At 40.4% G+C, this 21,942-nt stretch carries 33 protein-coding genes and 2 pseudogenes; 31 read left to right on the forward strand and 4 right to left on the reverse strand.

Annotation, left to right across the window (positions count from 1 at the left end; genetic code table 11):
* Positions 1-45: 45 nt before the first annotated feature.
* From ABN212_RS14910 to ABN212_RS14920, 3 genes are read right to left on the reverse strand one after another with little or no spacing between them, the layout of a single operon-like run.
* A complete protein-coding gene (locus tag ABN212_RS14910; protein WP_349443368.1) occupies positions 46-924 on the reverse strand; it encodes a DNA cytosine methyltransferase in 879 nt (292 codons plus the stop codon).
* A gap of 12 nt (positions 925-936) precedes the next feature.
* On the reverse strand, positions 937-1,434 hold the full coding sequence (ssb, locus tag ABN212_RS14915; RefSeq protein WP_349443369.1) for a single-stranded DNA-binding protein: 498 nt from the start codon (positions 1,432-1,434) through the stop codon (positions 937-939).
* Positions 1,427-1,960 carry an HD family hydrolase gene (locus tag ABN212_RS14920; RefSeq protein ID WP_349443370.1) on the reverse strand — a complete coding sequence of 178 codons (534 nt, stop codon included), beginning with the start codon at positions 1,958-1,960 and terminating at the stop codon, positions 1,427-1,429. The genes ssb and ABN212_RS14920 overlap by 8 nt, the downstream gene beginning before the upstream one ends.
* 184 nt (positions 1,961-2,144) lie before the next feature.
* Between ABN212_RS14920 and ABN212_RS14925 the strand changes: the two genes are divergently transcribed.
* Positions 2,145-2,639: a hypothetical protein gene (locus tag ABN212_RS14925; RefSeq protein WP_349443371.1), complete on the forward strand. Its 495-nt coding sequence runs from the start codon at positions 2,145-2,147 to the stop codon at positions 2,637-2,639.
* Positions 2,640-3,219: 580 nt separating this feature from the next.
* Here the strand turns inward: ABN212_RS14925 and ABN212_RS14930 are convergent.
* Positions 3,220-3,882, reverse strand: coding sequence for a helix-turn-helix domain-containing protein (locus ABN212_RS14930; RefSeq protein ID WP_196573687.1), 663 nt, complete (start codon positions 3,880-3,882; stop codon positions 3,220-3,222).
* Between the two features lie 40 nt (positions 3,883-3,922).
* Between ABN212_RS14930 and ABN212_RS14935 the strand changes: the two genes are divergently transcribed.
* From ABN212_RS14935 to ABN212_RS15080, 30 genes and pseudogenes are all read left to right on the forward strand, one after another.
* Positions 3,923-4,135 (forward strand): YdaS family helix-turn-helix protein, encoded by a 213-nt coding sequence (locus ABN212_RS14935; protein ID WP_109395844.1) that lies wholly within the window; start codon positions 3,923-3,925, stop codon positions 4,133-4,135.
* Positions 4,136-4,203: 68 nt separating this feature from the next.
* Entirely contained in the window at positions 4,204-4,662 is a 459-nt protein-coding gene (locus ABN212_RS14940) for a YmfL family putative regulatory protein (RefSeq protein ID WP_196573989.1), read from the forward strand.
* Between the two features lie 88 nt (positions 4,663-4,750).
* The gene (locus ABN212_RS14945; protein WP_196573990.1) at positions 4,751-4,960 is read left to right on the forward strand and encodes a hypothetical protein; all 210 of its coding nucleotides are present in this window, start codon (positions 4,751-4,753) and stop codon (positions 4,958-4,960) included.
* Positions 4,950-5,129, forward strand: coding sequence for a DUF4222 domain-containing protein (locus ABN212_RS14950; RefSeq protein WP_196573991.1), 180 nt, complete (start codon positions 4,950-4,952; stop codon positions 5,127-5,129). Before ABN212_RS14945 ends, ABN212_RS14950 begins: the two co-directional genes overlap by 11 nt.
* Positions 5,130-5,141: 12 nt before the next feature.
* Positions 5,142-6,233: a replication protein gene (locus ABN212_RS14955; protein ID WP_109372917.1), complete on the forward strand. Its 1,092-nt coding sequence runs from the start codon at positions 5,142-5,144 to the stop codon at positions 6,231-6,233.
* 72 nt (positions 6,234-6,305) lie between these two features.
* A pseudogene (locus ABN212_RS14960) lies at positions 6,306-6,688 on the forward strand (RusA family crossover junction endodeoxyribonuclease).
* An 83-nt stretch (positions 6,689-6,771) separates the two neighbouring features.
* Positions 6,772-6,906 (forward strand): annotated as a pseudogene (locus tag ABN212_RS14965) (KilA-N domain-containing protein); the annotation flags it as partial.
* Entirely contained in the window at positions 6,903-7,928 is a 1,026-nt protein-coding gene (locus ABN212_RS14970; protein WP_349443372.1) for a DUF968 domain-containing protein, read from the forward strand. The pseudogene ABN212_RS14965 and the gene ABN212_RS14970, both read left to right, overlap by 4 nt.
* Before the next feature lie 27 nt (positions 7,929-7,955).
* Entirely contained in the window at positions 7,956-8,738 is a 783-nt protein-coding gene (locus ABN212_RS14975) for an antitermination protein (protein WP_234566617.1), read from the forward strand.
* 214 nt (positions 8,739-8,952) lie between these two features.
* Positions 8,953-9,147, forward strand: a complete 195-nt coding sequence (locus tag ABN212_RS14980) for a hypothetical protein (protein ID WP_198794130.1) — start codon at positions 8,953-8,955, stop codon at positions 9,145-9,147.
* A 72-nt stretch (positions 9,148-9,219) separates the two neighbouring features.
* The gene (locus ABN212_RS14985; protein ID WP_109373187.1) at positions 9,220-10,236 is read left to right on the forward strand and encodes a DNA-methyltransferase; all 1,017 of its coding nucleotides are present in this window, start codon (positions 9,220-9,222) and stop codon (positions 10,234-10,236) included.
* A gap of 67 nt (positions 10,237-10,303) precedes the next feature.
* Complete coding sequence (locus ABN212_RS14990) at positions 10,304-10,648, forward strand: hypothetical protein (RefSeq protein ID WP_109373188.1); 345 nt, start codon at positions 10,304-10,306, stop codon at positions 10,646-10,648.
* A 90-nt stretch (positions 10,649-10,738) separates the two neighbouring features.
* Complete coding sequence (locus ABN212_RS14995; protein WP_109373189.1) at positions 10,739-11,128, forward strand: putative holin; 390 nt, start codon at positions 10,739-10,741, stop codon at positions 11,126-11,128.
* Positions 11,125-11,424: a phage holin family protein gene (locus tag ABN212_RS15000; RefSeq protein ID WP_109373190.1), complete on the forward strand. Its 300-nt coding sequence runs from the start codon at positions 11,125-11,127 to the stop codon at positions 11,422-11,424. Before ABN212_RS14995 ends, ABN212_RS15000 begins: the two co-directional genes overlap by 4 nt.
* Positions 11,402-11,821: a structural protein gene (locus ABN212_RS15005; RefSeq protein WP_109373191.1), complete on the forward strand. Its 420-nt coding sequence runs from the start codon at positions 11,402-11,404 to the stop codon at positions 11,819-11,821. The genes ABN212_RS15000 and ABN212_RS15005 overlap by 23 nt, the downstream gene beginning before the upstream one ends.
* On the forward strand, positions 11,818-12,270 hold the full coding sequence (locus ABN212_RS15010) for a lysis protein (protein WP_109373192.1): 453 nt from the start codon (positions 11,818-11,820) through the stop codon (positions 12,268-12,270). The genes ABN212_RS15005 and ABN212_RS15010 overlap by 4 nt, the downstream gene beginning before the upstream one ends.
* Before the next feature lie 867 nt (positions 12,271-13,137).
* Complete coding sequence (locus tag ABN212_RS15015; protein ID WP_198794131.1) at positions 13,138-13,506, forward strand: hypothetical protein; 369 nt, start codon at positions 13,138-13,140, stop codon at positions 13,504-13,506.
* A 65-nt stretch (positions 13,507-13,571) separates the two neighbouring features.
* Positions 13,572-13,919, forward strand: a complete 348-nt coding sequence (locus ABN212_RS15020) for an HNH endonuclease (RefSeq protein WP_198794132.1) — start codon at positions 13,572-13,574, stop codon at positions 13,917-13,919.
* The gene (locus ABN212_RS15025; protein ID WP_198794133.1) at positions 13,919-14,320 is read left to right on the forward strand and encodes a hypothetical protein; all 402 of its coding nucleotides are present in this window, start codon (positions 13,919-13,921) and stop codon (positions 14,318-14,320) included. Before ABN212_RS15020 ends, ABN212_RS15025 begins: the two co-directional genes overlap by 1 nt.
* Before the next feature lie 168 nt (positions 14,321-14,488).
* Entirely contained in the window at positions 14,489-14,983 is a 495-nt protein-coding gene (locus tag ABN212_RS15030) for a phage terminase small subunit P27 family (RefSeq protein ID WP_161706117.1), read from the forward strand.
* Positions 14,980-16,710: a terminase large subunit gene (locus tag ABN212_RS15035; protein ID WP_260273952.1), complete on the forward strand. Its 1,731-nt coding sequence runs from the start codon at positions 14,980-14,982 to the stop codon at positions 16,708-16,710. Before ABN212_RS15030 ends, ABN212_RS15035 begins: the two co-directional genes overlap by 4 nt.
* Positions 16,707-16,868 (forward strand): hypothetical protein, encoded by a 162-nt coding sequence (locus ABN212_RS15040; protein ID WP_006533924.1) that lies wholly within the window; start codon positions 16,707-16,709, stop codon positions 16,866-16,868. Before ABN212_RS15035 ends, ABN212_RS15040 begins: the two co-directional genes overlap by 4 nt.
* Positions 16,858-18,087, forward strand: coding sequence for a phage portal protein (locus tag ABN212_RS15045; RefSeq protein ID WP_349443373.1), 1,230 nt, complete (start codon positions 16,858-16,860; stop codon positions 18,085-18,087). The genes ABN212_RS15040 and ABN212_RS15045 overlap by 11 nt, the downstream gene beginning before the upstream one ends.
* Positions 18,077-18,682: an HK97 family phage prohead protease gene (locus ABN212_RS15050; RefSeq protein WP_006533922.1), complete on the forward strand. Its 606-nt coding sequence runs from the start codon at positions 18,077-18,079 to the stop codon at positions 18,680-18,682. Before ABN212_RS15045 ends, ABN212_RS15050 begins: the two co-directional genes overlap by 11 nt.
* A 15-nt stretch (positions 18,683-18,697) precedes the next feature.
* Positions 18,698-19,921 (forward strand): phage major capsid protein, encoded by a 1,224-nt coding sequence (locus tag ABN212_RS15055; RefSeq protein WP_109409667.1) that lies wholly within the window; start codon positions 18,698-18,700, stop codon positions 19,919-19,921.
* 88 nt (positions 19,922-20,009) lie between these two features.
* Entirely contained in the window at positions 20,010-20,312 is a 303-nt protein-coding gene (locus ABN212_RS15060) for a head-tail connector protein (protein ID WP_109397690.1), read from the forward strand.
* 8 nt (positions 20,313-20,320) lie between these two features.
* On the forward strand, positions 20,321-20,644 hold the full coding sequence (locus ABN212_RS15065; RefSeq protein ID WP_109409623.1) for a phage head closure protein: 324 nt from the start codon (positions 20,321-20,323) through the stop codon (positions 20,642-20,644).
* The gene (locus ABN212_RS15070; protein WP_023582509.1) at positions 20,641-21,081 is read left to right on the forward strand and encodes an HK97-gp10 family putative phage morphogenesis protein; all 441 of its coding nucleotides are present in this window, start codon (positions 20,641-20,643) and stop codon (positions 21,079-21,081) included. Before ABN212_RS15065 ends, ABN212_RS15070 begins: the two co-directional genes overlap by 4 nt.
* Positions 21,078-21,413, forward strand: a complete 336-nt coding sequence (locus tag ABN212_RS15075; RefSeq protein ID WP_349443374.1) for a hypothetical protein — start codon at positions 21,078-21,080, stop codon at positions 21,411-21,413. The genes ABN212_RS15070 and ABN212_RS15075 overlap by 4 nt, the downstream gene beginning before the upstream one ends.
* A 65-nt stretch (positions 21,414-21,478) precedes the next feature.
* The coding region (locus ABN212_RS15080) for a phage tail tube protein (RefSeq protein ID WP_349443375.1) at positions 21,479-21,942 on the forward strand (464 nt) is incomplete at its 3' end.

A 21,942-nucleotide genomic window follows, 5' to 3' on the forward strand; every position in this document is an offset into this window, starting at 1 on the left:
CGTACACAGTTTAAATAGATATTAGTTAGTGCTGCTGGTGATTATTTATTTCATTCCTACGATATAACGTTTAATTTCATTTCCAATCCATTCGCCAACTTGGACACTAACGCCATTACCGATTTGTCTATATGCATCAGTTTGGCTCACTGGAAATTGAAACCAATCAGGAACTCCTTGTAATCGAGCATATTCGCGTACAGTGTATGGGCGAACACCCATATGAAAGTTTTTATCTGTAACCAACCTAGTGCTTTTATCTTTCGCATAGTGGGCAACACACGTTGGCGCAATATCACCGTTTAGTGGATTACTAATAATGGGCTTATCGCGGTATGCACCATTCATTCTCGAATAAACAGAATTCGGTATAGTGATCTCTGGTTCTTTTTCCAGAATGTCAGCCAATTTAATTGGTTTATGGTTCTCTGGAGGTCGCGGTATGAAATTTCTTTTCGTACCGATAATTATTAAGCGGCTTCGCTTTTGTGGTAGCCAAGTTTCAGATTTAATTGGGCAGAAAACATTAGCATAGTAGTCAGGCATTTTCTGCATAGCTTCCATTACTACGGGGAAAGCTCTCATACCTGGCACATTTTCAACGACATAAAACTCAGGCCGAGCGATTGCAAGGTGGCGTAACGCATGTAGGAATAATTCATCACCAGTTCTCACACCATGTATATCGCCGATTGTGCTGTACCTAGTGCATGGATAAGTGAAAATCATTCCGTCACATGAATCTTGCTCTAAAACTAACTCTTTTGTGATATCGCACTCTTTAATATGATCACCTAAATTATGACGGTAGGTTTTGCAAGCTGATGCATCAATTTCAAAAGATTGGCCTATTTTCAGACCTGCCTGTAAAAGACCAATATCCATTAAGCCTGCGCCACTGAAATAAGAGTTAATGGTTATCATATTTATCCTTAACTAAATCACATTAATTAAATGGTGTGGATACATAAGCCCAATCGGAGCGAAGGGAATATCATCGTCAAAATCCATTGGTGGCTGATTACTTTGGGCTTGAGGTTGAGCTAGTGGCTGATTTTGCTGTGCCGACTGTGAACCTGCTGATTTACTAGCACCGCCTAACATCTGCATTGTGCCTCCAACCTTTACAACAATTTCTGTCGTATAGCGTTTAACACCGTTATCATCCCATTCGCGCGTTTGTAGTTGGCCCTCAATATAAATTTGAGAGCCTTTGCACAAATAGCCACTGGCGATATCTGCAAGTTTTCCAAACAAAACAACACGATGCCATTCTGTTTTTTCGCGGTTTTCACCCGTTTGTTTATCACGCCATTTTTCACTTGTGGCCACAGCTAAATTGGCAACAGCACCACCAGAGGGAAGATAACGAATTTCAGGATCACGACCTAAATTGCCGATAAGAATTACTTTGTTTACTGATCCGTTAGCCATTTTCAGTTCCCTTATAAAGTTCATTAAAACGGCGGAGGAATAAGGCTTTTGCTTGTGGTGGTGTTAGTGGGTTAACAACAAAATCACTTGCTGGAATACCTTCAAGCATTAACCAGTTACTACCTGTATCAATTTCTAAATCACGCTTTTCTGTGGCTAACATCATTAAGTCAGCAAAATGAACCGCATCAGATTTAGATTCAGGTAGCCCAAACTTTTTGCGGATCATCTTTTCTACACGTAATTCAATTAATTTATATTCAGGCAATAGCTTTTTAAGTGGTAATGGTAGGTCTTTGACATAGGCTTCGCTGGCATCATGAAGTAGGGCTTCTAAAGCATATTCAGGTGCAACTAAATAGCTGACATATACCGAGTGCTGAGCAACAGAATAGAAATTATCAATCTGCCCATTAAAACGACATTCATTAGCAAGGCCACTGGCAATATCTTGAATATCTATATCCTCGATCCGTACATCGAGATAATAGAAATGTTTATTTGTTGCTGTTGCAATATAAGACATTATTCTCTCCACACAATTTTTAGGTAATAAGAATTCCTCTCGAATTAATCGAGATTAAGTTTCCCTGGTGTTGATAATAAAAAATAAAATGGATTCACACTTCAAATATTGTGCCTGATTATTTTGCCACCTCAGGCGGTGGTGGTAATCTTGGAAGTTCCTACACAACCAAGAGAATATTAAGATGTTAGGTTTTAATAGAGCATTACAACTAAGAATTCTAGAAGTTGCAGTACAGGATTATCCCAATACAATTCAACCTGAAAATATACCGACAGATCTTTCTGACATTGATAATGATATTTTATTAAAAAATATTGCATATCTTAGTGAAGAGGAAATGATAATCGGCGGAGTAATTGATGTAATGGCTGGTGCATTTCCTGAACTTACATTAGTAAAAGCTACTAGACATGCTGTAAATTTACTTACAGAGGAAGGTAGTATATCCACCTCTCTCAAAGTGATTACTGTCAGACTGCATGATGAAACATTAAATGAAATTCGTGATTTCATTACTTTAAACGTTCCTGACCCAGAAGAAAGGAAAGGGTATTTGCAGCGCTTAAAAGAGCTTCCCGCTGACGCCACAAAACACATCGTGCTTCAACTATTGGGTAAGGGGTTGAATCAGATACCGGACGCAGTTCAGTGGCTACAAACAGTGCTCCGTTCTTAACAAATTCAGATTCTTCACTATGTTTTACAAACTTAAGCCAACCGACGGTTTTATGTAGTTCTAACCAAAAATCTTCATAAATATTGTCGGTTGACAGAGTTAGCGCGTTCTTATGAAAGACTAAGGCATAGATCCTGATATTTTGTTTTTCATTAGTAGTATTACTCACGCCAATTTCCCTCCACACAATTGTTTCTCTTCACACGTTCTCTTCACACATAAAAATCATTTACGTTCACCAAAACTCGAAATTAAAACTCAGTTTGCTATATGTTTAAAATATAGCAATGAGTATTAATAATAGCAAATGCTATTTTATCTTGTTGGTTATGTATTTACTTATTGCATTGATTTTAAATGGAATATAAGTATAAAAAAATAAAAAATACTCTAAGGTATTATTTTTTGATTGAGGTAATATCGCTTGATTTCGATAAAGAATATTTGCATTATAGTTAACCACTGTATATATAAACAGTGGTGATGGTATCTTAAAGGATCATGGAATGGTGGAAATTTTAGAAAGGGTAGGAGTAGGTTCGTATAGGAAGATAGTCATTAGTAGAGCAAAATGTGAGGACTATCTTCTAAAATCGCGAACAAGAAAAACAACAACCCCAAGTAAAACACTAGATGAAATATCAATTAAAGGGACTCGTGAATCATCAACAGCAAGGAAACCTTGAGTACCACCTTCAAGGAATTTATAAACAGAAAAAGAGTTACCAATTTGAGCGATAACTAGATCATCAGTGCCTGGTTGCAGATGAGTATCAACTATAGCAATACTGCCAGCAGGGGCTTCTGAACACCCACTATTTTTCTTAAGTATATAAGCTTTATATGTTTTTAGAGGTTTTCCTACAGGTGATAAGATTGCATCTCCTGTATAACCATTCTCATCCCATACAGGTATTTCTAGCGATCTATCAGCCCTAAACTGAGGTGTCGAGTTTGGGGATTCCATATCACCCACACCATTAGCCAGCCAGTCAATATTGACAGCTAATGCATTAGCAATATCCACTAATTTAGAAGAACCTTTCGCATTGCCATTAACCAATCTCCAAATCGTTGGTTGTGCAACACCAGACGCTTCTGCTAAAGCAGCTTGCGTCATATTTCCTCTTGTTTTCATCGCTAATTTCAAGCGTTCTGCAATTGTCGTTTTCATGTCTCGGAATTTATAAGTTTGAGTATTGAAAATCAAATCGCAATCGCTATTGAATGTTTTAATACTCATTGCTATTATTTATCCATCTTTTATACGTTTGAGGTTATTTATGAAAAACAAGGCTATTGAAAAAGCGATAAGCATTGTTGGAAGTCAACAAAAGCTAGCTGCTTTATGTGGAGTGTCTCAACCAACAGTATGGCGTTGGCTTCATGGTGGTGGAATGGATTCTAAATATGTCGTGAAAATTGTAAAAGCGACAAGTCACCAAGTTCGTGCACAAGACATTTCTCCTGAATTAGGTGAGTTACTAGCTCAATAGCTATAACCACAAAATAACAAAACCGTTTAAAGCAGTTAACTACAAGAATTTATCAATGGTGGTAGGAAATGAGTAACCAATCAATAAAACAGGTAGTGAAAGAAATGTGTGAGGCAACAGCTGGTGGGCGTGAGGCAATGGCTGGAGCACTCGGTCTGTCTTTAACGTCATTCAATAACAAGCTTTATGAGAAAAACGGTTGTCGCTCATTTGATTTAAACGAGTTGTTAGCGATGCAAGATATTTCTAAGACCGTTTTATTTGCTGAATTTGTCGCTCGTGAATCAAATCGTTTACTCGTTGACAGAATTAGTCCTGCGGAACTGGACGAAACGGAATTGTTTGTACTGCGTAGTGGTGTTGACGAAATGCAGGGGCGTTTAGCGTTATTGATGAAAGATAGCTTAGCTGATGGCGTTATTGATGGTGATGAAGAGCAAAAAATAAAAATGATGTTGGATGGATTAATTTCACAGATCCGCACATTTATGAATGCGTTTGTTTCGTTGCATCAAAAGAGAAATTAAAGATGGCTATATCCAGAAAGGGTGAAGCCAAAGGTGTACGGCCTCTGGCTTCGGTTTGCAAATTTCAATTGTGTGAAGAGAAATTAGCATGAGTAGATTAGCGCATTTAATACCTAAAAAGCAATTCCGTTGTTTACCTGTCTCGGGTAGTCAGTCATTTCGCTATGTGGAAATCATAGCCTCTGACGAACAACCAAACAACTACCAACAAAAAACAGATTTGGTAGATAGACAGTCGCTTAAAAAGGCATGGGCTGATTTTTATTTTTCAAGTGGAGAGCGGGGCAATGAGCAATGAGAACCCAAACCAACTTGATCGCTACTACAAAAATCACAGGGGTATCGTTGTTCATGTTGTTCGTTATGACAGAGAAAAACAGCGAGTCATTTTTATGCTGGATGGTTGTGACGATCCACAATGTGAACCCTTACAACGATTTAAAGAGAATTACACACGTATTAAGTAATGAGGTGGCAAGATGAGTTTATTATTACTAAAAAGTCGCCCTTTAGTCGTTATTCCTGAATTAGCGGTACGCCTTGGTTTAAATGAGGCGATGCTGTTACAGCAAATTCAATATTGGCTAACTGAAACTACTTCAGGTGTTGAATATGACGGCTCACGCTGGATTTATAACACAGTCGAAGAGTGGAAGAATCAATTTCCTTTTTTCTCTGAATCAACGATTAAACGTGCTTTTACTAATTTAAAAAAGCAGGGCGTTTTACGCATCGAGCAAATCAATAAATCTAACCATGACCGTACTAATTATTATGCGATTAATTACGATCACCACTTGCTGACCGATGAGGTCAATATGACCCAATCGAACGGTGATAACTCATCTAATCGAACAGTTCAAAATGACCTTATCGATAAGCGCAAATTGAAACCTTCAAACAGTTCAAAATGCGCTGTTCTGAACGGGTCAAAATGGTCTGTTCTTACAGAGAATACAACAGAGATTACTTCAGAGAGTACAACAGAAACAGATCATTCGTCGCAGAATTCTGGCGAATCCAGCGACCAGCCGAAAAATGATTTTTTAACTCGTTATCCCGAAGCAGTGATTTACAGCCCTAATGGTCAGAAATGGGGCGATGAAGGTGATTTGAAAACGGCGAAATGGATGTTTGGTCGTGTTAAAAAACTGAATCCATCTGCGCTAGAGCCTACTTGGTATGACTGGGCGAACGATATTCGTTTGATGCGCCAAATCGATGGACGTACCCATGAACAAATTTGTGCCTTGTTCGATTGGGCCAACAAAGATTCATTCTGGCACCAAAATATTTTAAGCCCTCGTAAATTACGTAAACATTTTGATGAGCTGACCGTTCGTAGCCAAGAGCCAAAGAACGAGCCAAAGGTTCAAGTTGATACTGTTGAGCGTGACAGTGCTTTCTCTCGCTTAATTGGCTCTCGTTCTAAACCTCAAAATCGTATTGAAGAGATCGCACTTGAATTAGCGGGTAAGACAGGCATTCGTCGTATGAGTGAGTTCTCTGGTCGTCAAGCATGGAGCAGCATTTGGAAACAAGCGACTGAAATGTCACAGGAGGCTCAGTAATGCTAACTAAATACATTTTGTTTGTTGGGTTTTGGTTTGTAGTGACATTATTGATTGGCTTATGGGGGACTTATGCCTGAACTCATGCTCACGTTGCCATTTCCACCTAGTGTGAACACCTATTGGAGAAACACAAAGAGAGGAACCTTAGTTAGTGCAAAAGGGCGAGCCTTTAGAGCAAATGCGATTGCAGCAGTCTATGAACAATTAAAGCGTAGACCTAAAGCTATTGAGAGTGATTTGTTTCAGTGAAATTATATCCACCAACTAAGCAAGCTAGAGATATTGATAATTTCTTAAAAGCACCTTTTGATGCGCTTACTCATGCGGGTGTATGGGGCGATGATAAACAGATTAAAAAAATGGATGTTGAATGGATGGACGTTATTAAAGGCGGGAAGCTTGAAATAACCATTCGTCAGCATAGTAAAAGAGTGATGTACGGTCACGAGTAAAAGTGGAGAGAAATAACATGAATGGATTAATTGTTATTGATGAAATTTCGACCGCTCCTGAGATCACAGGAGCGCCTATTGCTACTGCTAGAGGCTGTCCGTTTGGGAAGAACATGACCAGTCCTAATAATCCTCGCGAAACCCAACCGCATTTCTTTGAGAGTAAAACGGATGAGCTGATCCGCATGGTGATGCTGAATAAACAGGTGAGTGCATGAAATTATTATTAACTCCCTACATTCAACCTGAACTGGGTGTTGTATTACTTAAACCAGGCGCTGAGTTACTCGAGCAATTTAAGAAGCACCACCGTGTGATCATCAGTGATGTGCCAAAAAGCTTAGATGTGTTGCCCTCAGGTGCATTAACAGGTGATGAACAGCCAATTTTAAACAATAAGCACATCGTCCAATTTCTCAATAACAAAAAAGTGATCCACACCATCGATAAAGTATCACCGATGGATACGTGGGTTATCCGTCATATTCAATGCTGTCAGATTGATAACGATGAAGATAATTATCATCACCATGAGTTAGTGACGACCTTTCACGAGGCAGGCGTGATCCGCACCTGTTGGCATCATGATAACCATATTCGTCATTCATCTGCAGGGTGGGTTGCTGAATTAGCTCATAAAAATCGTATTAATTGGATGTTAGATACTATTCGTTTTCGGTTGAGATTAGATAGTGGCCACCAGCTAACGATACCTGATTTTTTCTCATTTGCAGTAATGCATAGCTTGGTTGATGAATTACCCGAAGCAATATTACGCCAGATTTTAAATTGGTCAGATAAACAAGAAGAACGCAGAGTTCACGGTGGTTTTCCTGAGGCAGATATTATTCCAAGCAACGTAACCGCATTATCTGTAATGAATGAGCGTCTAGATGCGATAAAGCCGGTTATTAAAGTTGTTATAGATCCAGAGCCACCAGCGTCATTTCTTCTTAAACCAAAAATGCAACGTTGGGAAAATATCAACTGGCTCCAATGGGTGAAAACTCAACCGTGTTGCGTGTGTGGGCAACAGGCTGATGATCCGCACCACATCATAGGTCATGGTATGGGTGGTATGGGTACTAAGGCTCACGACTTATTCACTATTCCATTATGCCGCATTCACCATGACGAGCTACACCGTGACCCAAAACAATGGGAAGCCACTCACGGTAATCAACTCGAATTGTTATTTCATTTTTTAAACCGTTCATTAGGTATCGGTGCATTTATTTAACGTGTGTACGGCACGAGGAGTATTAGCATGAAACTAGAGTCAGCATTAAAACAATTTTATCCAAAGTCACCGATGATCACCGATACGTCAAACTGTACAGATCCCGACAGAATGAAGGGGATGGATACCGCAGGAGCACTTGGCATGACGGAACATCGCGCCAAATTTGGTATGTCTGCGTTTTTTGCTAAGAATGACGTGAGCGAAGAGGATAAGTCCAACGCCGTTGGACAATTAACAAAATACGCATTAAAAGTAACGCCACGGCTGGTAGCTAAGTCAGCAGGTAATAAACTAGGTTACTGTTTGGTTATTTTATCAAAGATGGCGTTTGAAGATTATTCTCGTTCAGCAGGTTCGGTTTGTGAATGTCAAGCATGCAAAGGTAAAGGTGTGATTTACAATTGTAAAAATGTTATTAAGCATTCAGGCATTATCAATTTTAATGGCGATGTTATTGTTGAACCTAAAGTAAAAAATGAGCTTGTTGGGGAGTTGTGCCAAATCTGCAATGGAAAGGGAAAGTTAACTTATCGCTGTCGCTGTAAAGGGCGCGGAAAGGTTTTAGATGATGAGCAAACAGAGCTACAAGGTGGTGTACCTGTATTTAAAGATTGCCCACGCTGTACTGGTAGAGGGTACAAGAGAATGCCATCTTCAGTCGCATATCAAGCAATAAGACACATAGTGCCTGAGCTAACACAACCCACATGGTCTCGTAACTGGAAGCCGTTCTATGAGAAGTTAATCAGCAAATGTTTTAGTGAAGAGAGTAGCGCAGATGCAATATTCAACAAGGTTACAAAATAACTGGTTAGATAAACAGTTAAAAGTTGCATTTTGAATAAGGTTGCCTTATCATCTCTAAATAGTGGGCGACTTATTACTTACCACACTGAATTTTATCAAGACCTCGCTTCGGCGGGGTTTTTTGTTATTAAAAAGAAGATAAGACTTGCTGTTCTATTTGGTCAGAGTTACATGTGTAGTTATGCACAATAACTAACCAAAGGTATAAAATATCATGTTAAAACAGAGTGATATGACAACGCAGGCAAGTTGTGTACTTGAAACAATTTCAAAAAGTGATTGGCAAACAGTACAAGTAATTTCAAATCAAACTGGGCTAAGTAATGAAAATTGTGAGTTTCTATTAACTCAGTTTGAAATAGCAGGGTTTGTCGCAAAGCAAGGAAATAGCTATATGCGTACAGCCTAAAAATATAAAGAATTTATAAAGCTGGTGGCTTAACAGTCATCGGCTTTTTTATTGCGTAGAAAAGGACTTCTGATGCAACTATTTAACGACGACGCACTCTCTGTGTTGAAAACACTACCCGAAAATAGCATTGATTTAATTGCGACTGATCCACCGTATTTCAGAGTGAAATCGTGTGCATGGGATAATCAGTGGGATAGTGTTGAGGCTTATTTATCGTGGCTTGATAGTGTTCTTGCTGAATTTTGGCGGGTATTAAAACCCAATGGCAGTTTGTATTTATTCTGTGGATCTAAACTTGCGTCAGATACTGAATTGCTTGTTCGTGGGCGATTTAATGTATTAAGCCATATCATTTGGGCTAAACAATCAGGACCATGGCGACGACAAAATAAAGAAAGCCTCCGTGCCTTTTTTCCTTCAACAGAACGAATTCTCTTTGCTGAACATTATCAAAAGCCAGTCACGGCTAAAGGTTCTGAATTTTCTTTAAAATGCAAAGAGCTAAAGCAGAACGTATTTAAGCCTCTGATTGATTATTTTAGAAATGCTCGTTTATCACTGCAGGTGAGTGCAAAAGAAATAGACCAAACAACAGGTAAGCAAATGTGCAGTCATTGGTTCAGTAATAGTCAGTGGCAATTACCTAGCGAAGAAGATTATAAAAAGTTACAAGCACTGTTTACACGCATTGCTGATAAACAAGAAAAACTATCACCGTTATCTCGTCACTTTAGTGAGTTAGAACGAGAACAACTCACTTTACAAAAAGACTACCAAGAGTTAATAAAAGAATATGGTTTATTGAGACGACCATTCTTTGTGACTGCAGATGTTCCTTACACCGATGTGTGGACTTATCCTCCTGTTCAATATTACCCCGGTAAACACCCTTGCGAGAAACCATCAGACATGATGGAACACATTATTCGTTCTAGCAGTCGTGAGGGAGATCTGGTTGCTGATTTCTTTATGGGATCAGGCGCAACTCTGAAAGCAGCATTAAAACTTAATCGAAAGGTTTTAGGTGTTGAGCTTGAGAAAGAGCGCTTTGAACAAACAGAGCAAGAAATAAAAACGAACTTGTAAGAGTTACTTACAAGCTCAACTATCCGGTAATTCCGGATGGTTCACATTGTTTCGTTTAGAGGCTGATATGACGATTAATAATTTAAAAGCAATCAATGATCGGTATATAGCCGAAGAGCGGAGAAAGGCAGTTATTGAAAGAGCAAAAATAAAAGCGAATGTTTATGAGTCTGCTAAAAGATTATTTCAGCTTGCAGAAGATAATGATTATGTGAAACGTAGTGATGGTTATATTGATGTAATTCTAACAGGTTGCAATGTTAATATTTTTCTCAACCTAATTAATGGTAGCGGGTTGTTTAAATGCTGTGGCAGTAAAATATACCAACACATGTTCTGCAATAAACTCATTATGCATGAAAAACTAAATCACATGGGTGGAGTTAATTTCGCCAGAATTATCCTTTCCTAATACGCAGACCACAGTATCAATCACACACTAATCACTTCACACAAGAGCTGTGTGTCTGCACCTTTTTAACCAAATAACAGGACTACACACATGAATGAGCCGTTAACGGGCACTACAACAGCATCGCTAGCGGGCGTTTCAATTGTAGGTCTGTTTGCTGGTATGGACGCTGGCGTTGTTATTGGGGCGTTTGCGGGAGCAGTTATTTTTGTTTTATCTGCTCATGATATTCGTCTATTAAAGCGTTGGACTTATTTTGCAGTTGCTTTCCTTATTGGTATTTATGGCGCTGATTTTATGTCGGGTATTCTCAGCGATATAACCGGTGGTCGTGATGTTGATAAGTCAGTAGGGGCAATGTTTTCGTCAGCAGGGCTGGTGGGTGTTTTAGTCTCAATATCAAAGCCGGGTGCAATGACTGACGGAATAAATAAATTTATTAATAATCTGATAGATAAATTCAGAGGAGGTGGCAGATGACCATCTCAATGTTTTGGATTTACATCAATTTCTTTTCTTGTTTACTCGCAGTCATTCGACTCATTAATTATCGACGTAATGGTGCTCAATATAAATTCGGAGCGTCATTTATTGCGTGGGTATTAATTATCCTATTGGGTTCGGTACCACTGCGGATCTTAACAGATGATTATTCTCATGCTGATCCATTTGAAGTCGGCATTAATTTATCACTATGCGTACTCATCTTATTGAGTCGTGGAAACATAATGCAAATATTCAGAGGTGTCAGACATGGCAAAGATAGCTCGCGGTGAGCGCAATAACAATCCGGGTAATATTGACTATAACCCCCGTAATAAATGGAAAGGTTTGGTTGGTATTGAAACAGGAGTGCCTAACCCTCGATTCTGTGTCTTTGAGTCGCCAGAATACGGCATCCGAGCAATTTATAAATTAACCCAAACCTATCAACGTAAATATGGTTTGAACTCAGTATCAGCAATCATTAATAAGTATGCACCGCCAGTTGAGAACAACACGAATGGCTACATTATCCGTGCATCAAAAGAGATTGGTGTTGGTATTAATGACAAGATAGATACTGAATCAAAACAGGTTGCTATCTCTTTAGCAAAAGCAATCGTGGGTGTTGAGTTAGGCTATCAGCCTTACGCAGATAAGGTTTATGAAGATGCCTGGTTATTGCTATGAGTAAATATATCCCATGGTTTTTTCTCATATTTTTAAGTGCTTTATTAATGGCATTAAGTTTATCAAATGCAAAAATAAAAACGCTAAGTAACGAGAATGAATTACTCAGTAAGGATTTGTCTGAGCAAATTAATATTAATAGCAATTATAAAGAGCGCATTGATAAGTTAAATAAACTCGATAGTGATCATCAGCAGGAGCTTTCTAATGCAAAAAAAGAAATTGATCAGTTGCGTGATATTAGCGAGCGTAATCCTGAACGGGTGTACATCAAAGCCGAGTGTCCAAAGAGCGCCAGCAATCCCGCCACCAGCATGGATGATGCAACCACCGCCCGACCTACTGACACCGCTATCAGAAATTATTGGTTACTCAGAGAGCGAATTACAGAATCAGAGCAAATAATTAAAGGGTTGCAGGATTACATTAGAACTGAGTGTGTAAATTAAAAAAGCCCATGTGAGGTATGGGCTGAAAAGTAAGGTATCGAACCAGAGGAGAGGATTGTTGTTATAGGAGTAGAAATAGTATAACGAGAAAGCTATCGTTTGTCTTTGAGTTACCTCAATAAAAAATGCGCCCACATAGAAATGGAGCGCAAAATAAAATAGGCAAGAAATTTATATACAATAATGGCTAATCAAATGACTCTATAGGTAAAGTCAAATGTCATAAATAGGATATACATGGGCGAGATATTAAATAATGATATCAGTCAAAGTTTATTGATTGTTTGCCATCAAATGGAGTTAAAAAAAGCCCAGCATGGGTATGTGGGCAAGACTGACAAGATATCAATTAAAGTATAGCGATAGCTACTTAGTATAGCTTAAGTAGGTATATATACTAGATTGATAATTCTGATTAACCTATCTCTTACCTAAATAAAAAAAGCAAGATAAAAATAACTCTGTGAGTTTGGGCTCCCGCAGGGATTTCACTAGTATATGTGAAAACAATAGATTACCAATATATCTTCATTCAATCTGTTAATAATCAATGTAAGTTTTTAGAAAACAATCGTCTCGCAATAGCGGGACTTTTTAATGCGTTGCGTTGTCGCCGTCTCCTATGTTAGCCATGACCTGTTTTATTCTCGACAGAGAGCGCATAGTGAGAATCAAAAACAACGAATACCACCATTTTGTTATTTTTCGGTCATTATCAGCAACGTCAGCTGTAGGTAGAAGAAACGGCGTGACTATGGAGAGACATAAACATATTTAATTCTACAAACGTCATTCATTGAGTGGCGTTGATAGAGTTTATTAGATAGCCATCAGTTAATAGCTGATGGTTTTTTATTGGAGAACACAATGTCAGATAACACTATTCAATTAAAAGTTTCAGTAGATACCACTGAGTTAGATAAGTTAGAAGAGCAACTCACTCGCATTAAGCAACTGATGCAAGATGTGGGTGTGAGGCCTAAATCAATTCCACCTTTCTTCTTTCAATCTTCTGGCGAATTTTTTATTAAAGATGCCTTTATTAATTCGGCTGAGTTCAAAGGTGTGCTTGTCGGTAATAAGTCAGAGCTAGATACCAAGGATCAGCCTGATAATGATGTGATAAGCCAAATAAAGCAGAACGCTATCGCTATTGCTGAACTTGACAGAGCCGTGCAAGCCAACCGTAAAGCATATGCTGATGCTGTCAACAGAACGTGGTGCAGTCAGAAGTAAAGGTGAGAAATCCCGCCTTTAAAATCAATGAGGATTATTCGCCTCTTTAGATTACAGGAGATCACATGCCACCTCGCATACCTCGCGCATGTCGTAAACAGGGATGTGCTAAGACAACAACAGAACGTAACGGTTACTGTGAAGACCATCAGAATCTAGGGTGGGAAACCCACCAGCGCGGTAAGTCTCGTCATCAACGTGGTTACGGTACCCAATGGGATAAGCTACGAGCACGCATACTCAAGCGTGATAAGTATCTGTGTCAGGAGTGTCTGAGAGCAGGGCGAGCCACTGAAGCGAAAACAGTTGATCACATCACTGCTAAAGCACATGGGGGTACCGATGCAGAAGAGAACCTGCAGTCGTTATGTATTCTATGTCATAGAACTAAGACAGCAAAGGAAGGGAAATAATGACACTACCTGATTTACCATCAGCTCAGAATGAATACCAAGCAACATTATTTGCGAAGGCTTATGCAGATAGCATTAAAACATACTCTCGGTTAATGGAGCTAAAACGTAAACGGATAGAAGCACAAGAAGAGTCAGCGCCTGAATGGTTCTTGCGTATGGTAGATATCGACATAGATTACATACTTTTTCGTATAGAACAGCTTGAACACTGGGGATGTGATGATGATCCTAGAGCGCTTGCATCAAATATTGAACAGCGTATTCGCATTGTTTTTGATATGGTATCTAACTTTTTAAAACCATCAAGGATGCTATGGGGAAGCGTTAAACGAACAGAGGCTTGGCTTGCTGAGTCGGTTAAAGCTGACCCCCTTAAAGGGAATAATTCCGTAGCGTAAAGCAACCCTATTATTCATAGGGGAGGGGCGGGTAAAATGTCTACCACTTTCGCCTTATAGGACCGCCCCCTTAAGTCAATTTTTATACCCGCGAAAAATGAAATTAAAACTGGCTAATTGTTTAGCCATATTTATGCATCGGATCCTGAATTATTTGGAGGTTTATTTATGGCTGGCACTCCGGGCAAATCTGGTCGTCGCCCGAAGCCTACCGCCAGAAAAGAATTGGCCGGTAATCCAGGGAAACGAGCGCTCAATAAAGACGAGCCGGTGTTCACACCATTAAAAGGTGTGACGCCACCAGATTGGTTTACTGAAAACAAACTAGAGCTTGCTGTTGTTATGTGGGAAGTCACGATCAAGGAGCTTTGTGGTCAAGGCATATTATGTATTACTGATCTCGCTGTGCTTGAACGTTGGTGTGTCGCCTATCATATTTGGCGTAATGCGGTAATTGCGATCATGCGTGATGGTACTCGCTTAATTGGCGCCACGGGAGGGCCAATAAAAAATCCTGATTTAACGACAAAAAAAGAACAAGAAAGTGAAATGGATCGTACGGGCGCAATGCTGGGTTTAGATCCGAGTAGTCGTCAGCGATTAATTGGTCTTGCGGGGCAAAAAAAGCAAGATAACCCCTTTATGAGGATTATTTCATCATGAGCCGTAAATCTTACCCAAACGTCAATGCGGCAAATCAATATGCGCGTGATGTGGTGCGTGGCAAGATTGTGGCATGTCAGTATGTGATTGATGCCTGCCAGCGACATATTGATGATATGGCGCAAGAGAAATCGCGAAAATTTCGCTATCGATTTGATAAGGATTTAGCAGAGCAAGCTGCAAAGTTTATTCAGTTATTGCCCCACACCAAAGGTGAGTGGGCATTTAAACGAATGCCTATTACGCTTGAACCTTGGCAGCTATTTATCGTTTGTAGTGCATTTGGGTGGGTTCAAAAAGGAACAAAACTTCGTCGCTTTCGTGAAGTGTATACCGAAATTCCGCGTAAAAATGGGAAATCAGCTATTTCCGCAGGCGTTGCGCTGTATTGCTTTACTTGTGATAACGAATTTGGTGCGGAGGTTTATTCTGGTGCTACGACAGAAAAACAAGCATGGGAAGTATTTAGACCAGCTAAGTTGATGTGTAAGCGCACTCCGTTGTTAACCGAGGCATTTGGCATTGAGGTTAATGCAAAAAACATGAATCGCCCTGAAGATGGGGCGCGTTTTGAACCGCTGATTGGTGACCCAGGTGATGGTCAGTCTCCACATTGTGCAATCGTGGATGAATACCATGAGCATGATAGTGACTCCCTTTACACAACGATGCTAACCGGAATGGGTGCAAGACGTCAGCCGTTGATGTGGGCTATCACAACGGCGGGTTATAATATCGAAGGGCCTTGTTACGATAAGCGCCGTGAAGTGATCGAAATGCTCAATGGAACAGTGCCTAATGATGAATTATTTGGTGTCATTTATACCGTTGATGAAAAAGATGATTGGACTGATCCGAATACACTGAAGAAAGCTAATCCCAATATGGGGGTTTCTGTTTATAGTGAGTTTCTTATTAGTCAGCAAAATAGAGCTAAAAATAACCCTCGATTAGCCAGTATTTTCAAAACTAAACATTTAAATATTTGGGTTTCTGCTCGTTCGGCTTTCTTTAATATGTTGAGTTGGCGAGCGTGTGAAGATAAAACACTCACGTTAGAGATGTTTGAAGGTCAGTCTTGCTATCAAGCTCTTGACTTAGCTAGAAAAATCGATATGAATTCGCGGGTAAAGTTGTTTACTCGTGAAATAGAAGGCAAACGTCATTATTACTGCATTTCACCCAGTTTTTATGTGCCCTACAATGCAGTTTTTAGTGCCGATATTGAAAATCAGCGTACTGCAGAGCGATTTAAAAAATGGGTAGAAACAAAACATTTAACCCTCACTGATGGCGCGGAGATTGATTACCGCGTTATTTTGGAAGATGCAATAGCAGATAACCTCAATACACCCATTAGTGAAAGCCCAATTGACCCTCATGGAGCAACTAACTTATCGCATCAGTTAGCCGATGAAGGGCTAAACCCTATCACAATCGTTCAAAACTACACAAATATGTCGGATCCAATGAAAGAGCTTGAAGCTGCAATTGCTTCTGGGCGCTTTCATCATGATGGTAATCCGATTATGACATGGTGTATGGGGAATGTGGTTGGTAAATATCTACCAGGTAATGACGATGTGGTGAGGCCCATTAAAGAGCAGAACGAGAACAAAATTGACGGTGCAGTTGCATTAATTATGGCAATTGGGCGAGCAATGCTACATGAAGAGCGTGACTTCCTTTCCTCTTTAGATCCTAACGAAGACCTTTTATTCCTATGAAAAACTTATTACTTGATATCACTGCACTGGCTGGTGTTGGTGCGGTTATGGCGGGGTGTTATCTAAAATATGGTGTTGCTAACACGCTGATTATCGGTGGTTGCATTGCAATAACCTATGCCTTGGCGGTAGCTATGAGGGGGAAACGTGTTAATTGATGCTCTATTTCGCAACGACTCATCCAGTTTAGAGAACCCTAACACACCGATTACGGCTGACTCTATTGATAATGACGGATTATTTACGGCTGATGTATATGTTAGCCCTGAAACATCCATGAAATTAGCCGCAGTCTATGCCTGTATTTATGTGCTTTCATCGTCTATTGCCCAGATGCCACTGCATGTAATGCGAAAGTCGGGTAATAGAGTAGAAACTGCGCGTGATCATCCTTTGTTTTATTTAGTTCATGATGAGCCTAACGAGTGGCAAACCAGTTATAAGTGGCGCGAAACAAAAGAGCGTCATGTGTTGGGTTGGGGAAATGGTTATACCCAAGTTATTCGTAACCGAAAAGGCGAGGTGACAAACCTAGAAGCCTGTATGCCGTGGGAAACCACACTGCTTAATACCGGTGGTCGATACACTTACGGCGTTTATAACGAATTGGGTAACTTTGCTATTAGCCCCGATGACATGATCCATATTCGGGCGTTAGGGAATAATCAAAGAATGGGGATCAGCCCAATCATTCAACATGCGGAAACCATCGGCATGGGTATGTCCGGGCAGAAATACACAAGTTCGTTTTTCGGTGGTAATGCTCGTCCGGCAGGTATCGTCTCAGTGAAGGGTGATTTACAGAAAGACGGCTGGGAGCGACTGAAAGATATGTGGCAAAAAGCTTCCCGAATGTTACGAAGTCAAGAAAATAAAACCATGCTTTTACCTGCCGATCTGGATTACAAGGCGCTGACGGTTTCTCCTGTTGATGCTCAATTGATTGATATGTTGAAACTGAATCGCTCAATGATTGCAGGGATCTTCAATGTGCCAGCTCACATGATTAACGACCTCGAAAAAGCCACTTTCTCAAACATCTCAGAACAATCCATTCAGTTTGTACGGCATACCATCATGCCATGGGTAGTGAACTGGGAGCAGGAATTAAATCGACGCTTGTTTACTCGACAAGAGCGAGTGGCCGGCTTTTATGTGCGATTTAATTTAGCGGGGTTGTTGCGAGGGACACCGAAAGAGCGAGCCGATTTTTATCATTTTGCCATTACAGATGGTTGGATGAGTCGTAATGAGGCGCGTGCCTTTGAGGATATGAATCCTGTTGATGGCCTTGATGAAATGTTAGTGAGCGTCAATGCCACTCAGCCCGCAGGGGGAAAAACAGAAGAATCGAAAGGGGATAACGATGAGCAGTGAAAAAGAAACACGATGTTATGTCGGTGAGGTTCGGGCGGAAGCAGGAGAAGAAAATAAACCGACACATATCGTGGGTTTAGGCTCTGTTTTCGATTCCCGATCTGAGCTTATTTATGGGTTCCGTGAAATCATTAAACCGGGCGCATTTGATGATGTACTCAATGATGATGTGCGCGGGTTATTTAATCACGATCCAAATTATATTTTAGGGCGAACAACCGCAGGCACATTATCGCTTAGCGTCAATGAACGTGGGCTTGTTTACGATATTACGGCACCTGATACACAAACCATTCGTGATTTAGTGTTGGCACCGATGCAACGTGGCGATATCAATCAAAGTTCTTTTGCCTTTCGTGTCGCGCGGGATGGTGAAGACTGGTACCAAGATGATGAAGGTGTCGTTATTCGTGAGATAACACGATTTTCTCGACTCTATGATGTTAGCCCTGTCACCTATCCGGCGTATCAAGATGCAGACTCTGCGGTTCGCTCAATGAATGCATGGAAAGAAGCCAGAGACAGTGGCGATCTCCAAAAAGCAATTAATCAAAAATTGGCGCGTGAGCGTCTTATGACTTTACTCAATGCATAAGGTAATACTATGACTATGAAGCTTCATGAATTAAAACAAAAACGTAACACTATCGCGATTGATATGCGCGCCATTCACGAAAAAGTGGGTGATGGTGTGATGACTGAAGAGCAACGCACTCAATGGAATAAAGCGCAAACTGAACTTGAAAATTTAGATGCTCAGATTCAGCGTGAAGAGCAACTACGCTCATTAGATCAAGATTTGGTTGATGACAAAGAGAAAGAACAGCGTGGTCAACAACCGAATAACCCTGAAACAGAGCAAGCAGAGCGTCGCAATCAAGCGTTTGACCGCTTCCTGCGCTGTGGTTTTGGTGAACTTACTGCTGAAGAGCGTCAAGCGGTAAAAGAGATCCGCGCTCAAGGCACCTCACCTGATGAAAAAGGGGGTTACACTGTTCCTACTCAGATGTTAAATAAGATTGTTGATCAAATGAAAGCCTATGGTGGTATCGCAAGTGTGGCTCAAATTTTATCAACTGCCACCGGTCAAGATATTACGTGGTCAACATCTGATGGTACTAATGAAGAAGGTGAATTACTGGGCGAAAATACCGCAGCAGGTGAGCAAGATGTTGAGTTTGGCACCGCCATTTTAGGGGCCAAAAAATTAACATCGAAAATCATCCGTGTATCCAATGAGCTACTGCAAGATAGTGGTGTGGATATTCAAGCCTATTTGGCTTCGCGTATTGCTCAACGCATTGGTCGTGGTGAAGCAAAATACTTAATTAAAGGTACTGGTACAGGAACACCTCAACAGCCTTCAGGTTTGGAAACTGCGGTGACAGGCACGGTTGAGGCATCAGGTGCATCATTAAACTGGAAAGATATTGCCGAATTAGAGCATGCGATTGATCCTGCTTACCGCAATAGCCCTAAATTCCGTCTTGCCTTTAATGATGATACGTTGAAAAACCTAAAATTAATGGAGGATGCGCAAAAGCGTCCTTTATGGCTTCCGTCTATTTCAGGTGTTGCACCGGCACAAATTTTAGGTATGCAATATGTTGTGGATCAGGCCATCGACAAAATGGAAGCGGGTAAAAAATTCATCTTCTGTGGTGACTTTGACCGCTTCATTTTACGCCGTGTTACCTACATGACGTTAAAACGTTTGGTTGAACGTTATGCTGATTATGACCAAACTGCGTTCTTAGCCTTCCATCGTTTTGACTGCGTACTTGAAGATACTTCTGCCATTAAAGCGCTGGTGGGTAAAAGCGCGACAAAATAGTTTTAAATAACACTGAGTCAATCAAGTACCGCTTAATTGCGGTTTTTTTGTGCCTGCGATCTGGATGGTCGCAGGTATTGGGGGATTTATGCCACTACCCACACTGGAAAAATTGAAGCGACAATGCCGTATTGATGATGACTACACGTTAGAAGATGAGTTATTAATACAATATCTTGGGGCATCGAAAAAACGAGCGGAAACCTATATCAATCGTACATTATATGAAAAAGATGTACCTGCAAATGATCCTGACGGTTTAATTATTACCTCTGATATTGAATTAGCGTTAATGATTGCAGTGAGCTATTTCTATGAATACAGAGAAAGCGCGTCGATACCTTCTGCATTCTATGCCCTACTCGATCCTTACCGTTATATCAATTTATAAGGTGTGTTATGAAAATAGGTAAGCTTCGACATCGTGTTACTTTTCAAAGATACGTATCAGAGCGGTTACCATCAGGCCAACCTCACAACAAATGGATTGATATTGCGACAACGTGGTGCGAAGTAAAACATCTTTCTGGTCGTGAGCTGATATCCGCTAATGCTGAAATGTCAGAGGTTACGGTTAGAGTGTGGATGCGTTATCGACCCGATATTAACAGTACCTGCAGAATGGTTTGGCGTGAGCAAATTTATGATATTCAGTCAGTCATCCCTGATGAGAAATTGACTCGATTAGAATTGCTATGCAAACAAGGAGTTAAACAATCATGAACTTGGATTTCTCCGATCTACTCGATTTATCAAGAGAGTTAGATGTTTTAAGTCGAGCTGAAAGTCATCAAGCGATGCGAAAAGCAACCAATGCGGCCGCAACGTTATTACGTGATGAAATCAGAACATCCGCACCACGAAAAACGGGAAAATTAGCACGAAATATAGTGACCCGTAATCACAGAATGCGCAATAAAGGCGAGGTTTCTTCGGGCGTTTATGTTCGAGGGAGTAACGCATCAGGCACAAACAGTGATACATCCATGAAAAGTGATCATCCTAACAATGCCTTTTATTGGCGCTTTCTTGAAGAGGGTACTTCTAAAATGGCGCCAAGGCCTTTTATACGTCCCACTTTTGATCGTGAATCGGATAAGGCAGCCAATTTAGCTATTAGCGAATTAAATAGAGCGATTGATGAGGCGCTAGGAAAATGACAGAGGCGGATATCTACGCAATTTTATCACCCGTATTACCTGATAAAGTTTTTCCGTATGTTGCTCCACAATCAAGCCCTGCAATAACAGCGCCTTGGTGTGCCTTCTCTTTGTACGATGTCAAAGGCGATGTACTGAAAGGGCGAGCCGAAACGATGACGAATATTCAGGTTGATGTTTATGCCGATACGATTGATGAGGCGAGAACGCTTCGCTTGTTATTTGCTAATGCCTTAACAAAATTAAGCCCTGTTGAAATTTCAGAGAAACAAGACTACGAGCCAGATACAGGATTGTTTAGAGCAACATTTGAGTGCCAAGTTTGGCAATAGCATCGCCTTATTATTCACACTAAAGCCACCTTCGGGTGGTTTTTTTATGCCAATAGGAAATGATCATGTCTAGTAAATATGAAAAAACACAAGGCACTAAAATCAGTGTCTCGAAATTACCCGCAACTGAAGTTAACCCTGCTGATGCGGTATTTTTAGGGATTTCTTGTTCAACAAAAGAAATCAGTTATACCGGTGGGCAGAAATCAGATATTGATGTCACCACGCTCTGCTCTGAGGAGCAAGAAGTTACCAATGGATTATCCGCACCTGCAGAACTCACCATTAATGGTAATTTCACCGATGATGAAGGACAAGAAACATTACGTACCGCGTATGAAAATGATGAAGTTCATGCCTTTAAAGTGGAGTTCCCTTCGGGGATTGGCTATGCCTTTTTAGCCGAGGTACGTCAAAACAGTTGGAGTGTTTCTACTTCGGGTGTGGTTTCCGCTTCATTTACCCTACGTTTAAAAGGTAAATCTAAGCCGATTAAAAACGGGACTGTTAATTTAAATAAAGGTAGCGA

It is taken from the genome of Proteus genomosp. 6 (assembly GCF_040139785.1).
Lineage (GTDB): Bacteria > Pseudomonadota > Gammaproteobacteria > Enterobacterales > Enterobacteriaceae > Proteus.

What these genes read in the sequence shown, in the direction of transcription:
- ABN212_RS14910 (WP_349443368.1), bottom strand. Translation starts at nt 924, where the DNA reads ATGATAACCATTAACTCTTATTTCAGTGGCGCAGGCTTAATGGATATT.
- ssb (WP_349443369.1), bottom strand. Translation starts at nt 1,434, where the DNA reads ATGGCTAACGGATCAGTAAACAAAGTAATTCTTATCGGCAATTTAGGT.
- ABN212_RS14920 (WP_349443370.1), bottom strand. Translation starts at nt 1,960, where the DNA reads ATGTCTTATATTGCAACAGCAACAAATAAACATTTCTATTATCTCGAT.
- ABN212_RS14925 (WP_349443371.1), top strand. Translation starts at nt 2,145, where the DNA reads ATGTTAGGTTTTAATAGAGCATTACAACTAAGAATTCTAGAAGTTGCA.
- ABN212_RS14930 (WP_196573687.1), bottom strand. Translation starts at nt 3,882, where the DNA reads ATGAGTATTAAAACATTCAATAGCGATTGCGATTTGATTTTCAATACT.
- ABN212_RS14935 (WP_109395844.1), top strand. Translation starts at nt 3,923, where the DNA reads ATGAAAAACAAGGCTATTGAAAAAGCGATAAGCATTGTTGGAAGTCAA.
- ABN212_RS14940 (WP_196573989.1), top strand. Translation starts at nt 4,204, where the DNA reads ATGAGTAACCAATCAATAAAACAGGTAGTGAAAGAAATGTGTGAGGCA.
- ABN212_RS14945 (WP_196573990.1), top strand. Translation starts at nt 4,751, where the DNA reads ATGAGTAGATTAGCGCATTTAATACCTAAAAAGCAATTCCGTTGTTTA.
- ABN212_RS14950 (WP_196573991.1), top strand. Translation starts at nt 4,950, where the DNA reads ATGAGCAATGAGAACCCAAACCAACTTGATCGCTACTACAAAAATCAC.
- ABN212_RS14955 (WP_109372917.1), top strand. Translation starts at nt 5,142, where the DNA reads ATGAGTTTATTATTACTAAAAAGTCGCCCTTTAGTCGTTATTCCTGAA.
- ABN212_RS14970 (WP_349443372.1), top strand. Translation starts at nt 6,903, where the DNA reads ATGAAATTATTATTAACTCCCTACATTCAACCTGAACTGGGTGTTGTA.
- ABN212_RS14975 (WP_234566617.1), top strand. Translation starts at nt 7,956, where the DNA reads ATGAAACTAGAGTCAGCATTAAAACAATTTTATCCAAAGTCACCGATG.
- ABN212_RS14980 (WP_198794130.1), top strand. Translation starts at nt 8,953, where the DNA reads ATGTTAAAACAGAGTGATATGACAACGCAGGCAAGTTGTGTACTTGAA.
- ABN212_RS14985 (WP_109373187.1), top strand. Translation starts at nt 9,220, where the DNA reads ATGCAACTATTTAACGACGACGCACTCTCTGTGTTGAAAACACTACCC.
- ABN212_RS14990 (WP_109373188.1), top strand. Translation starts at nt 10,304, where the DNA reads ATGACGATTAATAATTTAAAAGCAATCAATGATCGGTATATAGCCGAA.
- ABN212_RS14995 (WP_109373189.1), top strand. Translation starts at nt 10,739, where the DNA reads ATGAATGAGCCGTTAACGGGCACTACAACAGCATCGCTAGCGGGCGTT.
- ABN212_RS15000 (WP_109373190.1), top strand. Translation starts at nt 11,125, where the DNA reads ATGACCATCTCAATGTTTTGGATTTACATCAATTTCTTTTCTTGTTTA.
- ABN212_RS15005 (WP_109373191.1), top strand. Translation starts at nt 11,402, where the DNA reads ATGGCAAAGATAGCTCGCGGTGAGCGCAATAACAATCCGGGTAATATT.
- ABN212_RS15010 (WP_109373192.1), top strand. Translation starts at nt 11,818, where the DNA reads ATGAGTAAATATATCCCATGGTTTTTTCTCATATTTTTAAGTGCTTTA.
- ABN212_RS15015 (WP_198794131.1), top strand. Translation starts at nt 13,138, where the DNA reads ATGTCAGATAACACTATTCAATTAAAAGTTTCAGTAGATACCACTGAG.
- ABN212_RS15020 (WP_198794132.1), top strand. Translation starts at nt 13,572, where the DNA reads ATGCCACCTCGCATACCTCGCGCATGTCGTAAACAGGGATGTGCTAAG.
- ABN212_RS15025 (WP_198794133.1), top strand. Translation starts at nt 13,919, where the DNA reads ATGACACTACCTGATTTACCATCAGCTCAGAATGAATACCAAGCAACA.
- ABN212_RS15030 (WP_161706117.1), top strand. Translation starts at nt 14,489, where the DNA reads ATGGCTGGCACTCCGGGCAAATCTGGTCGTCGCCCGAAGCCTACCGCC.
- ABN212_RS15035 (WP_260273952.1), top strand. Translation starts at nt 14,980, where the DNA reads ATGAGCCGTAAATCTTACCCAAACGTCAATGCGGCAAATCAATATGCG.
- ABN212_RS15040 (WP_006533924.1), top strand. Translation starts at nt 16,707, where the DNA reads ATGAAAAACTTATTACTTGATATCACTGCACTGGCTGGTGTTGGTGCG.
- ABN212_RS15050 (WP_006533922.1), top strand. Translation starts at nt 18,077, where the DNA reads ATGAGCAGTGAAAAAGAAACACGATGTTATGTCGGTGAGGTTCGGGCG.
- ABN212_RS15055 (WP_109409667.1), top strand. Translation starts at nt 18,698, where the DNA reads ATGAAGCTTCATGAATTAAAACAAAAACGTAACACTATCGCGATTGAT.
- ABN212_RS15060 (WP_109397690.1), top strand. Translation starts at nt 20,010, where the DNA reads ATGCCACTACCCACACTGGAAAAATTGAAGCGACAATGCCGTATTGAT.
- ABN212_RS15065 (WP_109409623.1), top strand. Translation starts at nt 20,321, where the DNA reads ATGAAAATAGGTAAGCTTCGACATCGTGTTACTTTTCAAAGATACGTA.
- ABN212_RS15070 (WP_023582509.1), top strand. Translation starts at nt 20,641, where the DNA reads ATGAACTTGGATTTCTCCGATCTACTCGATTTATCAAGAGAGTTAGAT.
- ABN212_RS15075 (WP_349443374.1), top strand. Translation starts at nt 21,078, where the DNA reads ATGACAGAGGCGGATATCTACGCAATTTTATCACCCGTATTACCTGAT.